This is a genomic window from Synechococcus sp. 65AY6A5 (assembly GCF_002760415.1).
In the GTDB taxonomy this organism is placed as follows: domain Bacteria; phylum Cyanobacteriota; class Cyanobacteriia; order Thermostichales; family Thermostichaceae; genus Thermostichus.
Genome location: NZ_AXUW01000001.1, coordinates 1044860 through 1058812, shown reverse-complemented (window position 1 = coordinate 1058812; position 13953 = coordinate 1044860). Strand labels below are relative to the sequence as shown.

Below are 13953 nucleotides of genomic sequence, written 5' to 3'. Positions count from 1 at the left end.
GCAATTATTACAGAACACCCAGACTTCTACCTGTGGCAGTATCAAGAACTGTTGCGCGAGCGCTTAGGAATCAATGTAAGCATCGTCACGATACATAATTTCTTGAAAAAGCAAGGAATGACTCTAAAAAAAAGACCTACCGCAGTGCAAAAGTCAAAGAAGAGGAGGTGCAAAGGGAACGACTAGCTTATAGTCAAGAAGTCAGGAATATTCCAGCGGAGGATTTGATTGCCATCGACCAGACGGGAGTCTGGGAGGGAATGGAGCGGAGAGTATCTCGGAGTTTACGTGGTCAAAGGGCTTATCATTATCGTCAGAGATACAAGGGTGAAAAGTATACGGTTATTGGAGCTATTTCCTTGAGAGGTGTAGTTGGCTGTCGTGTCATCAAGGGTGGGATGAAGAAAGGAGATTTTTTGGAGTTTTTGAGAAGCGAGCTATGTCCGAAGCTAGATGCGAGGAAGGTTGTGATTATGGACAATTTAAATATCCACAAGAGTCGGGAAGTTGAGGAATTGATTAGGGGGACAGGAGCACGAATCCTATACCTGCCTGTGTATGCGCCGGAGTTGAATCCCATTGAGATGATGTGGTCGGTGTTGAAGCATTTTATTCGGCAGCTTTGCAGAATTGGGAAATATAGCATGGAGCAGATAGTGAAGACTTCTTTACTACTGATCAATCCATCCTCCTTCCGAAGTTGGTTTGCTAAGTGCTGCTATTGTACCCCTTGAGCTCTTAACAGGCTGTAATGGAGAGATGAACATCCGGCGCTTTTTTGAGGACTTCGAAGGCTTTGATGTCGCGCTCCGCTAGGCGCAACAACCGCCAAGCCTCCTCAAGATGCGGCTTCATAGAGGTCTTTTCCCTGCTTGCGCGCCCAGTACAGCACGGTGCCTGGCACACGGCTGCGCCGCTGGTATTCCGCCTCGGAATAAACGAGGATATCCAACCCTGGGCCCATATCGCCCACCGCTTCGTGCAAACGAATCATTTCGGCGTACCGATCAGACACCTCTGGTTTGATCACCATGATGTCTAGGTCGGAACCCGCGTCGGCATCGCCGCGGCCATAGGAGCCAAACAAGAGTACGCGGCTGGGCTGGGCCGCTGCCACGATACGCCGGACGATCTCTTGCAAGGTTTGATCATCGATCATATTGGCAACTCCATTACCTTCAGGCTCTCAATGCCCCGGTCATCCACGATCTTGACGGCAATGCGCTTGTGCTCGCCCGGTGCGAAGGGCAACGACACCGTACCGCTATAGGCTTTTATGAGGTCCTCGTCAATCTCGGCCTTGAGATTGCGCGCCAGCTTCGCCCAGCCTTCTTTCTCGCCCGCCATCGGGAAGAAGACCTGACGGGGGTAGAGGCAGCGCCCGTCGTAGTCGGTATCGAGCATCCACATGGCAATCTTGTCCTTGCCGCCCGATTCGATGGCCCCGGTCTTGGTGTTGTAGTAGTCGAAACCGTGTACCTCAACCACAAACCAGCCATCTTCGGCTTTGCGCAGCTCCACATCCGGCTGCCCGATGAGCCAGAAGGATTCGTTACTGGCGCGCTTCTTTTTGAGGTCGTCGGTGAGTAGGTCGGCGTTCATTTGGACTTTGAGGAACTGCATGCCGGCCAGCTCTGGCTTCATCTCGTCAATATCTTTTGCTGCTTCGGGGTCAAATTGAAAGGCGGCGAAGATCAGCAGTTTGGGCTGTGGGCTGAGCATCCGCGCCTCTTGCCAGGCATGCTCAACTTGCCGCTGCTCGAGCGGGCCATATTCCGGGCCGAAGGAGACGACCACGCGCATGGGATCGTAGGCTGGCGCCGTCTCGCGCACGGTATTTGCCCCTTCGTCGCTTGGCCGCGTTTCCCCCTCGGCATGGAGCCAGCGGCAACCGGGCAGGGGCTCTAGGCGGGCAAAGCGGATGTATTGCCCGTTCTTGCCGCGAATGCCGGTGCGCAGCAGTTCGTCACGCCATTCGGCCTGGCGCAGGGTCTCGCCGGAGCGGGTAATAGACGTATCGGCAGGTTGCGGCTTCTCCTCCAAAATCTCGTCCACCGACTTGACCGCCGGTGCCGGCACCGCTTCAACCGTAAAGGGGCCGGTGACGCGCACCTTCTTCCTGTCCACAAAGGGCTGGTCGTAGAGCGTCTCCTGCGGCGCATGGCGGGCGATGGCGGCGTCGATCTCCTTTTGGAGGGTGCGGCGGGCTTGATGGAAACGCTCGAAGGGTTCGCGCGCTTTTTCCGGCCAGTCGGCAGGAAACGTAAAGGGCACTTCCCATTCCACCAGCTCGTTGACCTTGACCACCTGGCCAGCGGGCATGGTGAAGGTTGCTTCATCGGGTGCGGCGAAGTCCACGAACTGGCCGGCCCGACCGCCTTGGGTGACCTGGAATTTGACCGGCTGGCCATGAAGCGCAGCGTTCAGCTCAGCAAGGGCCGCTGCCACTGCCGGATGGAGCCGCGCGTAAATGCCGTCGATCTCCGGGTTATTGGCGATGGACTTGAGCGTGACATGGGGCACGGTCTTGTACTTGAAGCCGGAGCCGACGCCCTCCTGCGGGTGCGCCAGTTCGTAGTAGTCGAAAACCGCAGTCATCAGCCGCTGGCGGGCGATTGTGATCGCGACGCGTGAGGTGTCGCAGGTGATCCAGCGCCGGCCCCACTGCTCGGCAACGTAGGCGGTGGTGCCGCTGCCGCAATTGTGCACGACGCACAGCTCCGTGATGAAAGAGTGCGCGTCTTCTACCTCCAGGTCATACAACTCCTCTTCGGTTTCTTGCGTGTGGAGTTCGGCGATGCGCACGGCGACCCGCTGCGGACCAAAGAAGACCCAATCCCCCACAGCCAGGTCCTGCGCTTCCACCCATTCGGCCTTCTCGACGCTGAGCTGAAGTTGGCAGGCGTGTCGAATGGTTTCGTAAACGCCCTCCAGATTGGACAGCACCTCCCTGGCCGGGACGCGCAGCACCTCCAAGCCCAGCTCGCGGAGATAGGCATCGCGGGCCTGATCGTGAGCCAGTGCCTCTTCGCTGCTGTGGGCCAGCACGCCGTCCACCTCGACGACAAGTTGGGCGTCGCGGCTGTAAAAATCTGCTATATACCGACCGATGGGATGCTGGCGTCGGAAGGCGAAACCGGTTTGGTTGTTGCGCAGCGCCGTCCACAGCTTACGCTCCGGCGGGGTCATTTCACGCCGCAGCATTTTGCTTCGCCCGCGCAACCCCCGGGGAATGCCCGACCAGTCGTTATGCCCTCCCAGTGAGCGCGGGCGGCGCTTGGCGAGCACCTTGTGGTCGGCAGAGAGCCAGAGCGTCGCGTCAGTTTTTTCGTGGCGGATGCCGATCATCTTGCCGCGGTACGGCCGGCGGATCACGCGCACGACGCGATGCGGTTGCCCGTCATGCCCCAAAACCCAGTCGCCGGGCTGGATGGATTCGATGGGGCGCAGGATGGCCCTATCCCATTCAGCCCCACCCCGGCCCTCCCCACAAGCGGGGAGGGAGCAGTGTCCCCCCCCATGCGGGGGGACCACAGGGGGGCTGCTTCCCGCATGCGGGGGGACTACAGGGGGGCTGCCTCCTCCATCCTCGGAAAGCAGTGTGGCCCCTCCACAGTTGGCCTCTTCCTGGTTAGCTTCTCCTCTGTCAGCCCCTCCCCAGCCCTCCTCGTAAACGGGGAGGGAGCGTCCCCCGTCCTTCACACACCACACCCGCGTCCCCTTCCGCACACACGTCGGGTCAAACACCAAATCGCCCGGGTCGGTGGTCATCAGGAGGCAGCGCTCTACAACCTTCGTACGCGTTTCAACCACGTATCGTTGCTCAGGATTGAATCCGGCCGTGTCGTCCCAGACCTCAGACAAGACCTTGAGCGGATAATCGTCGATATAATATTTCCATCGAAGTTTGCTGCCATCCTTAGTCACGCGACCCGTGCGTTTCAACGCCTCCATGCCATCGGGGTAGATCAGCTTCCAATGGCTGTTCTTGTTCGGTCTGAAGGTCTCTCCCTTAAATTGGAGCGGCGTATCCTCGCCCGGCGGCCCCGAGCTCTCCAGGCTTACGAGCTGGAAGACCTTTGCTCCCGCTGGCAACAGCGACGGATCGACCATCTCGGCCCGGGTAATCTTTCGCACGGTACCGTCGGGTAGCTCCACATTACTATAGAAGGCATCAGGCAGCTTTTCAGAATACAACTGGCGATATTTCAAATATTTTTTATCCCTGGCATACCAGTTCAGATAATCACTCGTCCGGCCTAACTCGTTGGATACCATGCTGCCGGTTTTAGCGAACGTGATAAGTCGCACAAAATTCCCCGCCCCAAACACTTCATCCATCAAGCAGCGTACCAGATGGACGTTCTCGTCGCCGATCTGCACGAAGATGCTGCCGCTTTCGGTGAGGAGTTCTCGCGCCAGCAGTAGCCGGTCGCGCAGGTAGGTGAGGTAGGAGTGGATGCCTAGCTCCCAGGTGTCGCGGAAGGCGCGGATTTGCTCTGGCTCGCTGGTTAAATCCTCGTCTTTGCCATCCTTGACGTCGCGCTTGTTGACGAAGGGCTGGAAGTTAGAGCCGTATTTGATGCCGTAGGGCGGGTCGAGGTAGATCATCTGCACTTTGCCCGCCATGCCCTCTTTTTCCAGGAGCGAATTCATCACCAGGAGCGAGTCGCCAGCGATGAGGCGGTTGGTCCAGCCGTGTTTGTGCTGGTAGAACTCGACGGCCTGGCGCAGCGGCTCTCGGCGTTCCTCTTCAAAAAGGCTGAGTTGCTCCGCGCCGCCGCTGCCGTTCCGCTTCTTCACCGCCTCGATGATCGTACGGGGGTCGATGCGCTCGTGGACATGGAGCGAGATCGTCGGCACCGCGAACGAGGTGTGCTCGGCCTTGCCGGCCCAGACCAGTTGCGGGTCGAGGTGAGGATCGTAGGCATAGCGCTTTTTCGTTTGCCCGGCATCCGGGTCAGTCTGGGGCGTCACCAACCCCACAGGTGGATTATTGACACGCTCTTTGTCGCGGTGCTCGTAGGATTCGATTGGGCGTTTGGTGTCGGTTTTCTTGGCTGCCATCCAGTCCTGCCTGTTGGTTTGTCGTGGGCTTAGTGGGAAGGCTAGCTTGAGAGCATGACTCTAGTCAATAATAAGCTCAACTATACTGAAAATAATGTATAATATGTTCAGTACGGATTACTACCAGTTGATCTTTCTGTTTACTTTCGAGTCTGCCAACATGGTAGCCAAAGCAAAGCAGAAAATTGGTAGTAAGACGACACGGAAACTGCGCTTTGGGTATTCTACTCAAAGCTTTGCGGGATACCGCCATTCTGTTTGGAAACAAACAGAATGCTATCGCTGCATAGTTGAACAGTGATGTTCAGCAGTGTTCAGCGTAAATGTATCAGTAACTTTTGATCCAGCCTTGAGCTGTCGCCTAAGCCCTTCTCCCCCAAGCCACCTATCCGTCCAGTGGCGCCCGCAGGGTTTGCACGCCCCGGGGCGACCAGGTTACTGCTCCAACGCGCTCGGCAATGTAGAGGGGCCGCTGCTTTTGCCGAAACCAGGTGGTCACTGCCTCGCCAACAGGGCCGGAGCTGATGCCCGCCTGCACCTGAAAGCGCTCCAGCAAGTCCAGGATCAGCGATCCCCCATCCCACCACAGCCAGTCGATCTGGGCCGGCAGCAAGGGGGATCCGGTCAGCTCCGCCTGGACAGGGGGGCCGGCGGATCCCAAGAGCAGCCAGCGGGATCCCTCGGCCTCCAAGGTCAACACCAAGGGGTTGGTGTGGACGGCCTGCAGCTTCAGCCGCTCCGAGAAGGGGATCCGGTCGGCAGGCCGCAAGACTTGATAGGGGATCCCGGCAGCTTGCACGGCGCTAAGAGAGCGCAGGTAGCTGTCCGAGGCGGCATTGACGCCGCCCCCGTCCCAGAACTGCCCGATGGAGAAAGCTGAAAGCAGGATCTCCCAGCCCCCATTGGCCGAGCCGGCAGAGGTCATGGCCACCGCCCCCTCCAGACGGCGCAGGCCCTGCTGCCGCAAAAAGGGCAACACGGTGCGCTCGGCCAGGCGGGGATCGCCGCTGTTGAGCAAGAGGTGGCGTCCTTCGGCTTGGATGGCCAGGACGGGGAGGCGGCCACTGGCCAAAGCGGTGATCTCGACCGGCGGCCCCGGCCACAGCCTTGGCCCCAAGAGGATGGCGGCCATTATCAGAGCAGTGCCCTGCCAGCGCAAAGCCCGCCGCCAGCGGGGCCAAAAGGTCAAAGCCACCAGCGCCCCGTAGAGAAGTAGACACTGGAGCAGCGAGACCCTGCCGGTGTAGTAGGAGCTCAGGGGCCAGCTGGCCATCCAGCCCACCCAGTTGATCAAAGGCGTGATCAAAAACGTCAAGGGCCGGGCCAGCAGGGATCCCAGCCCCGGCCAGAGCAAGGCCACAAAAGCCACCCCAAACCCCGCCACCAGCAGGGGCACCAAGAGAAGCAGCAGCAGCGGGTTGGCCAGCAGCGAGTAGGTGGGGATGCGGCCAAAGATGGCCACCTGCAGCGGCAGCGTCCAGATCTGGGCGGCCAGCGGAACGGCCAGAGCCGTGGCCACCGCCGGCGGCAAAAAGTCCAGCCGGGATCCAATCGGCCCTGCCCCCACCAGCAGGCCCAGGGTGGCGGCAAAGCTGAGCTGAAACCCCAGATCGGTAATCCACAGCGGCTGGTAGATCAACAGCAAAACCGCCGCCACCAGCAGCGTCCCCAGGGGGTTAAGCCTAACTTTTCCTTCCAGTCTTGGCTCCGTCAACACCAGCATGGCCGCTGCCCCCATCACCGCCGCCCGCAGCACCGAAGGGGTAAAGCCCGTCAAGGCCAGGTAAATCCCCAAGACCGCCAGGAGGATCCCCTGCTGCAGGCGTACCGCCAGCCGCCGCGTTAGGACAAACACCACCCCCACCAGCAGCGACACGTGAAACCCAGAGGCCGCTAGCGCATGGGCCAGGCCAACTTCTCGAAAGGCATCCTGCAAATCAAAATCCAACTGGGCAGCCCGGGATCCCAGCACCAAGGAAGCCAAGAGGTTCCCCTGCCGCTCCCCCAGCCCGGCAATGAACGCCTCCCGCACCCGCCGCCGCAGCACCCAACCTCCCCAGCCCCTTCCCCCCGGCTGGGGGATCACCTCGCGGGCGATGAAGCCGGCAAAAGCCCCCTGCCGCTGCAGATAGGCCTGAAAGTCAAAGCTGCCCAGGTTTAAGGCGAGACTGGGAAGGTAGAGGGATCCCGTCAGGCGCACCCGCTGGTTGGGATGGAGATCCTGGCTTGGGAGAGCCTCAGGGCTGGCAGTGACGTAGAGCTTGCCGCTTACCTGGCGGGCCGTTTGGTTGGCCTCCAGCACCTGCTCCGCCTCCAGCCAAAATTGCCGCCGCTCGCTGCGGGTGGGGCGGGGCTCCGAAAGAACGGTGCCCACCAGGCTCATCTGCCGCTGCGGGGCCAGAAGGCTGATATCCGTCGGGCCGGGAACCGGCTGCCGCCAGCCCAGGTAGGCCCAGGCCAGACACCCCACCAGCCCCATCGCCAGCCAGGTGCGGGCCAAGCGCGGTCGTCGCCGGTACAGCAGCGATCCCGCCAATCCCAAAGCCAGCGGGATCCCCCAGCCCCAGCCGCTCGCCGCCGGCCAGGCCCGCAGCAACAGGCCCAGGATCCAGCCCAGCCCCAGCAGATAGGTTCTCTCCATCCCTCTTCAGCGCTTTTGCCCCCACTGTACTCTCGCGCTCAGGCGGGATCCATGGCGTTGTCTTAACCTTGACCGGTTGCCGACCCCGCAAGACAGAGGCAAACTGCATCCGGCCTAGGGCTGGCGCTCGCCACCAGCCGCATGCTCCCGCCAGATGGGCAACGCACCCTCCAGATCCTTCCTCTTGCAAGTTTAAGAATTGGGAAAGATGGCCCACTGGCTCTTGACGGCGATATCCTAGGGTTTAAGCTACCGAGAGGCGAGGCGGATCGGCCCGCCTCTGGTCAAAGGAGTGAGCGTCTAGCTCAAGGGATCCGCCGCTCTTAAGGAAGCTTAAGCGTTTCTAAAAATGCTCAAAAGGGGCGGACAGAACGTTAGGGATCCCAGAGAATCTTGGCAGGGTCGTTAGGGTGATAGTGGGCTTTGCGAGGTGGGGAAACCGCACATGGACAGCGCTTTGCTGCAAGCAGCTCGCCAGATCTATCAATACCATTTGCAGTATCGACCGGAGGTGCTGGAGCAGCCGCCGCGGGGCGTGGTCATCCATCGCCGTACCCTGCGAGGGGATCTGATCTTTTCTGAGTTTCCCATCCTGCTGCCCCAAGAAACTTTCATTCCGCTGCAGCAGTTGGAGCCGCTCCGCTGAGGCCCTTCTGCCCAAGCCGAGCCTAGGCGCCTACGATAGCAGAGCAAGCCTCTTTTTCTCCCTGTGGACGGCTGCGATGGTGGACTTCCTTGCCAGCACCTGGGAGCTGCGCCTGTTGGTCTGGGTGCTGGTGTTGGTGCTGGGGGCCTGTGTGGGCAGCTTTCTCAATGTGGTGGTCTATCGCCTGCCGCAAGGTCTTTCTCTGCTCCATCCCGGCTCCCATTGTCCCCACTGCAAGACGCCCCTGGGCCCGATGGAGAACATCCCCATTCTGGGCTGGTTCCTGCTGCGGGGCCGCTGCCGCCACTGCGGGGCGCAGATTAGCTGGCGCTACCCTGCCGTTGAAGCCTTGACCATGGGGCTGTTCGGCCTCAGCATCGCCATCTTGGGATTTTCTCCCCGCGGGCTCCTCACCTGTGTCTTGTTGGGCTGGCTGCTGGCGCTGGCCCTGGTTGACCTGGATACGTTTTGGCTGCCGGAGTCGCTCACCCGCTCCGGCCTGCTGGCGGGGCTGCTGGCCCGCCTGGCGCTGCCCTGGCTGGAAGGGTCGGGATCCCTGGCCGCCATGGGCTGGTCACTGGTGGCCGGGATCGCGGGCGCCGTGCTGGGCATCTGGCTGTTGGAAGGCATTGGCTTTGTCGCCCGTTGGGTTTTGCGGCGGGAGGCCATGGGCGGAGGAGATGGTAAGCTGCTGGCCCTGATCGGCATGTGGCTGGGCTGGCAAGGGGTGTTGGTGGCCCTCATCTTGGGCTCTGGGCTTGGTTTGCTGGGCAGCCTGCTGGCCATGGCCGGGGGAAGGGCCCGCCTGGGCAAACCCATCCCCTTCGGCCCCTACTTGGCTCTAGGCGGCGCCGTGGCCGCCTTGGCGGGATCCCCCCTGATCGAGGCCTACCTACGCTGGTCGGGGTTGCTGGGGTAGAACTCCCTCACCCCTCTTCCAGTGGCAACGGCAACGATCGGCAGGGATCCCTTTTGGCCTCTACTCCACCCCCTCGATCCGGTCTTCCACTTCTTGGTACAGCTCCTGCAGGCGCTCGATGTTGGCCTGGGAAGTCTGCCAGTAGCCACGCCCGTGCACCTCCAGCAGGGTGCCGACGATGCGCCGGAAGGAGTGGGGGTTGAGGTTCATCAGGCGCTGCCGCATCGCCTCGTCCTTGATGAAGGTCTCGTTGGTTTCCTCGTAGATCCAGTTGTCCACCGCTCCCGCCGTGGCCGACCAGCCGGAGGTATTCACCAGCCGCTTGGCGATCTCCCGCACCCCTTCGTAGCCGTGCTTGAGCATGCCCTCGTACCACTTGGGGTTGAGCAGCTTGGTGCGAGCATCGAGGCGGATCGTCTCGCTCAGGGTGCGGATCTGGGCGCTGGGCGTGGTGGTATCCGCCATGTAGGCCGAGGGGGCCTTGCCGTCCGGGCGCAGGCTCTGCACCAGCTTGGTGGGATCCGCATCGAAGTAGTGGCTGACATCCGTCAGGCTGATCTCCGACGAATCCAGATTCTGGAAGGTCACGTCCACCGTCTTCAGGCTGGCCTCAAACAGCTGCCGCATCTGCTGGTTGGGCAGATTGGATCCGAAGGCAAAGGACTTACGCGAGAGGTACATCTCCCGCAGCTCGCTCTCGTCCTCCCAGGAGCTGTTTTCCACCGCCAGGTTGATGTTGGCCGAGTAGGAGCCAGAAGCGTTGGAAAAGACCCGCGTTGCCGCCTGCTCCAGCGTCAGCCCCAGCTCCTTGGCCTGCTGCAGAGCGTGCTTGCGCACATAGTTCAGCTCCAGCGGCTCATCGGCCAGGGCCGCCAGCTTTACCGCCCGGTCGAGGAGGGCCATTTGGTTGACAAAGAGATCCCGGAACACGCCGGAGCAGTTGACCACCACGTCAATGCGGGGCCGCCCCAGCTCCTCCAAGGGGATCAGCTCCACCTTGTTCACCCGCCCCAGGGCATCCGGCTGGGGACGCACCCCCAGCAAACACAGCACCTGCGCCAGCGACTCGCCGTAGGTCTTGATGTTGTCCGTGCCCCAGAGCACCACCGAGATGGTTTCCGGGTACCTGCCGCCGTTGGCGCTCAGCTCGCGGGCCAGCAGCCGCTCCACCACCATCTCCGCCGACTTAATGGCCGCTGCCGTGGGGATAGACTGGGGATCCAAGGCGTGGATGTTGCGCCCCGTCGGCAACACAGCGGGGTTGCGGATGGGATCCCCGCCCGGCCCCGGCAGGATGTACTCCCCTTCCAAAGCGCGAAGCAGGGATCCCAGCTCATAATCGGCCGTGATTTGCTTGAGGCACTCTTCCAAAAACTCAAACAAAGGCTTGAGCAGCTCCGCCTCCACCTGCGGATAGCCCGCCTCCTTGAGGGCCACCAGCCAGGGCGCCTGCCGCCCCATGTTGAAGAAATTGAGCTTGGCCACCCGCGAGACCCGCCCCTGGGCGTCGGTTTGCTCCTGCACCAGGGCCGCCACCGCCTTGTGGCAGGCCTTGTTGATGCGATCCAGCAGCTCCGTATCCGCCAGGTGCCCTTGATCCCGGTTGCGGTAGAGCTCGTCGATGTCTCGGCCCAGGCTCTGGGCGAGGATGCGCGGCAGGCCGAGGATCCCTTCTTCCGGGCGGTCGATGCTGGCGATGCTCACCAGGGTAGCGATGGCCTCCTCCGCCGTGGGGGGCGCCCCGATCACATGCAGGCCACAGGGCAACAGCCGCGACTCGATCTCCATCAGCTTGGCGTAGAGCTTGCCCACCACCGTGTCCCGCTCTTCCAGGGTGAGCTGGGCCGCATCCACCTGGGGCAGCTCCACATCCTTGTCCAGGTTGACCAGGCGCGCCTTGTCGCAGATGGCATTGACAATCTGAATGCCGCGTCCTCCTTCCCGCAGGCTTTGGTAAGAGCCGATCAACTCCCGCAGCTCCTGCAGCCCCTTGTAGAGGCCGGCGTTTTCTGCCGGCGGCGTCAGGTAGCTGATGGTGCAAGCATAGCCGCGCCGCTTGGCGATGGTGGCCTCGCTGGGGTTGTTGGCGGCGTAGTAGTACAAGTTGGGCAGGGATCCGATCAAATTGTCCGGGTAGCACTCGCCCGACATGCCGATCTGCTTGCCCGGCATGAACTCCAAAGAGCCATGGGTGCCAAAGTGGATGACCACGTCGGCCTTCCAAACCTTTTCCAGGTAGGTGTAGTAGGCGGCAAAGCCGTGGTGGGGGCTGGCCGATCTCGAAAAGAGCAGACGCATGGGATCCCCTTCGTAGCCAAAGGTGGGCTGCACCCCGATGAACAGGTTGCCAAAGTGTTTGCCGTAAATCAGCAGATTTTGCCCATCGGTATTCAGGTGCCCCGGCGCCGGCCCCCAGTATTTCTCAATGGCTTTGACATAGGGCGTCAGGGCCTCATATTCCCGCACCGACAGCTTGGCCGCCACGTTCAGCTCCGGGCTGGCGTACTGGGCCTGGGGATCGTGCAGGATGGACTCCATCAGCTCCTGCGGCGTTTTGGGCAGCTCTGGCCCCAGGTCATAGCCGTTGTGGGCCAGCGCCTGCATCACCCGGTGGATGGAGGCAAACACATCCAGGTAGGCCGCTGTCCCCACATTGCCCTTGTCCGGCGGAAAGCTGAAAACGGTGATGGCGATCTTCTTCTCCAGCTTGGGCTTGCGCCGCAGATTGGCCCACTTGATGGCCCGCGCCGCAATCAACTCAATCCGATCCTGCAGGGCATGGGCCTTGCCGGTGACGGCGTCCCGCCCTGAGAGGATGATGGGATCGATGGCCCCATCCAGTTCGGGAATGGCAATTTGCAGCGCCACCTGCACCGGGTGCAGCCCCAGGTCGCTATTGGCCCATTCCTCTGTCGATTGAAACACCAAGGGCAGTGCCACCATGTAGGGACGATTGAGCCGTTGCAGCGCCTCCACGGCTTTGGGGTGATCCTGCCGCGCCGGCCCGCCCACCAGGGCAAACCCGGTTAGCGACACCACCACATCCACAATTGGCGCCGTCTTCTGCTCGTTCCAGAAAAACTCGTTCACCGGCTTGGAAAAGTCCAAGCCGCCGGCAAACACTGGCACCACCCGCGCCCCGCGCGACTCCAGCTCCTGCACCATGGCCACGTAGTGGGCATCGTCCCCCGTCACCAGGTGGGTGCGCTGCAGCACCAGACCCACGCAGGGGGCCAAGGGATCCTTCACCTCCTCTGGCAGATCCTCGCGGGCGTTGTACCAATCCCAATACTCCGCCAGGCTGGCAAACATCTGCGGCGCCAGCGGGTGCCAAATGCCCATTTCCAGATAGGTGACCGGCTCGGCAAACTTGACCTGATCCCGCATCCCCGGCAGGTAGCGATCCGCCAGCATCAGCAAAAAGTTCTCCAGGTTCTCGCGGGATCCGCCCAGCCAGTACTGGAAGCTAAGCATGAAGTTGCGGGCATCCTGGGCCTTGTCAAAGGGCAGGTACTTCAGCACCTTGGGCAGCGTCTGCAACAGCTTCAGCATCCCCTCCTGGAAGTTGGATCCCTGCTGGCGCTTGCGCATGAACTGGGCAATGGCGCTCTTGGACTGGCCCAGTTGCGCCATAGAAAAGGATCCCAGCTTATTCAGGCGCATCACCTCCGGCATGGAGGGGAACACCACCACCGCATCCAACCGCTCCCGCAGGGGTTCTACCGCCTGCACCACCTTCTGGGCGATGTCCTCAATAAAGATCAGGGAGCCAATAAAAACATTGGCCGTCTCCAGATCCCGCCGGAAAGCCTCATACCCCGAGGGATCCCGCAGCTCCTCCACCAAGTAGCCAGACAGCTCCACCGCCAGCTTGGGGTTGCGGGCGTTGATGCGCTGCACCGCTGCTGTCAGAGCACTCTGATACTGCGGCTCCAACACCACGTACACCACCTTCATCAGTCGGCGCCCCCCTAGCTCGTCAGGGGCCACGTGGCGGGTGATGGGCTTAACCAGAGTAAACATGCGGTCGCTCTCCCTTGTGCAATGCAAAAAAGCAAGTGGGCCGGGAATGGGCATTCTTCCCTAGCACCTGTTTCCCGTTCTACCAGAGAACCGGATCCCTGCCGGGGGCATGACGCCAGTCTCGTAACAATTCGCAATAATTGCAAAGGGGGCTCTTCTCTTGAGGAGATCTCAAGGATCCAGACCTGGAAGGGCCCAGAGCGGCTCTCCTACACAAAAGGATAGTTTGGTAGCCCCGCACTTGAGTGCGGGGCGGAAAAGCCCGCTAGCCACTTTAGTGGCTTACCCATGATGGGGGTCGTTGATATAGTTTCATAGCTCAAACAACCTCTTCCTGACTTCTCCTACCAAGACCTCTTTCCTTCTCTTTGGCCAAAAAATAAGATGAACAACCGCCCGCCCACAACATGACCGCGGCGATTGTACCGTTGACTTTCCTCTCGCATTATCGCTTGCCCATGTCAGACTGCGGTTGCCATGCCGCTTGCCAACAATGATGGAGTGCGGCTGTCAGCAGGTTCGAGTCAGGAACAGGGAGCTAGTCCCCCTATTAGAGTACTTATGTCAACAGTCTAATAAGGTGTACAACTGTGCTTTGTACTATGCGAGACAAGTCTATTTCAAAACGAAGCGATGGGCAAGCTATGGTGAGCTTTG

6 protein-coding genes and 3 pseudogenes are annotated in these 13953 nt (G+C 60.9%); 4 read left to right on the top strand and 5 right to left on the bottom strand.

Annotated elements, in window-relative coordinates:
• Positions 1-734, top strand: a pseudogene (locus SYN65AY6A5_RS04985) (IS630-like element ISSoc15 family transposase); the annotation flags it as partial.
• 104 nt (positions 735-838) lie between these two features.
• Here SYN65AY6A5_RS04985 and SYN65AY6A5_RS04980 read toward each other — a convergent pair.
• Both SYN65AY6A5_RS04980 and SYN65AY6A5_RS14125 read right to left on the bottom strand, forming a co-directional pair.
• Positions 839-1159, bottom strand: coding sequence for a nucleotidyltransferase domain-containing protein (locus SYN65AY6A5_RS04980; protein ID WP_011430170.1), 321 nt, complete (start codon positions 1157-1159; stop codon positions 839-841).
• The gene (locus tag SYN65AY6A5_RS14125; RefSeq protein WP_206336953.1) at positions 1156-5067 is read right to left on the bottom strand and encodes a DUF559 domain-containing protein; all 3912 of its coding nucleotides are present in this window, start codon (positions 5065-5067) and stop codon (positions 1156-1158) included. Before SYN65AY6A5_RS14125 ends, SYN65AY6A5_RS04980 begins: the two co-directional genes overlap by 4 nt.
• A gap of 106 nt (positions 5068-5173) precedes the next feature.
• Here SYN65AY6A5_RS14125 and SYN65AY6A5_RS14760 point away from each other — a divergent pair.
• Positions 5174-5357 (top strand): annotated as a pseudogene (locus tag SYN65AY6A5_RS14760) (hypothetical protein); the annotation flags it as partial.
• 95 nt (positions 5358-5452) lie between these two features.
• Here SYN65AY6A5_RS14760 and SYN65AY6A5_RS04955 read toward each other — a convergent pair.
• Positions 5453-7708: a ComEC/Rec2 family competence protein gene (locus SYN65AY6A5_RS04955; RefSeq protein WP_099812158.1), complete on the bottom strand. Its 2256-nt coding sequence runs from the start codon at positions 7706-7708 to the stop codon at positions 5453-5455.
• A 445-nt stretch (positions 7709-8153) separates the two neighbouring features.
• Here SYN65AY6A5_RS04955 and SYN65AY6A5_RS04950 point away from each other — a divergent pair, with 445 nt between their 5' ends.
• Positions 8154-8354, top strand: a complete 201-nt coding sequence (locus tag SYN65AY6A5_RS04950; protein ID WP_041438278.1) for a hypothetical protein — start codon at positions 8154-8156, stop codon at positions 8352-8354.
• Positions 8355-8430: 76 nt separating this feature from the next.
• Complete coding sequence (locus SYN65AY6A5_RS04945) at positions 8431-9273, top strand: A24 family peptidase (protein ID WP_011430174.1); 843 nt, start codon at positions 8431-8433, stop codon at positions 9271-9273.
• A gap of 60 nt (positions 9274-9333) precedes the next feature.
• Here the strand turns inward: SYN65AY6A5_RS04945 and SYN65AY6A5_RS04940 are convergent, their stop codons facing one another.
• Together SYN65AY6A5_RS04940 and SYN65AY6A5_RS04935 are read right to left on the bottom strand one after the other, a co-directional pair.
• Positions 9334-13296 carry a magnesium chelatase subunit H gene (locus SYN65AY6A5_RS04940; RefSeq protein ID WP_099812157.1) on the bottom strand — a complete coding sequence of 1321 codons (3963 nt, stop codon included), beginning with the start codon at positions 13294-13296 and terminating at the stop codon, positions 9334-9336.
• 315 nt (positions 13297-13611) lie between these two features.
• Positions 13612-13742 (bottom strand): annotated as a pseudogene (locus tag SYN65AY6A5_RS04935) (IS200/IS605 family transposase); the annotation flags it as partial.
• Positions 13743-13953: the final 211 nt, after the last annotated feature.

What these genes read in the sequence shown, in the direction of transcription:
- SYN65AY6A5_RS04980 (WP_011430170.1), bottom strand. Translation starts at nt 1,159, where the DNA reads ATGATCGATGATCAAACCTTGCAAGAGATCGTCCGGCGTATCGTGGCA.
- SYN65AY6A5_RS14125 (WP_206336953.1), bottom strand. Translation starts at nt 5,067, where the DNA reads ATGGCAGCCAAGAAAACCGACACCAAACGCCCAATCGAATCCTACGAG.
- SYN65AY6A5_RS04955 (WP_099812158.1), bottom strand. Translation starts at nt 7,708, where the DNA reads ATGGAGAGAACCTATCTGCTGGGGCTGGGCTGGATCCTGGGCCTGTTG.
- SYN65AY6A5_RS04950 (WP_041438278.1), top strand. Translation starts at nt 8,154, where the DNA reads ATGGACAGCGCTTTGCTGCAAGCAGCTCGCCAGATCTATCAATACCAT.
- SYN65AY6A5_RS04945 (WP_011430174.1), top strand. Translation starts at nt 8,431, where the DNA reads ATGGTGGACTTCCTTGCCAGCACCTGGGAGCTGCGCCTGTTGGTCTGG.
- SYN65AY6A5_RS04940 (WP_099812157.1), bottom strand. Translation starts at nt 13,296, where the DNA reads ATGTTTACTCTGGTTAAGCCCATCACCCGCCACGTGGCCCCTGACGAG.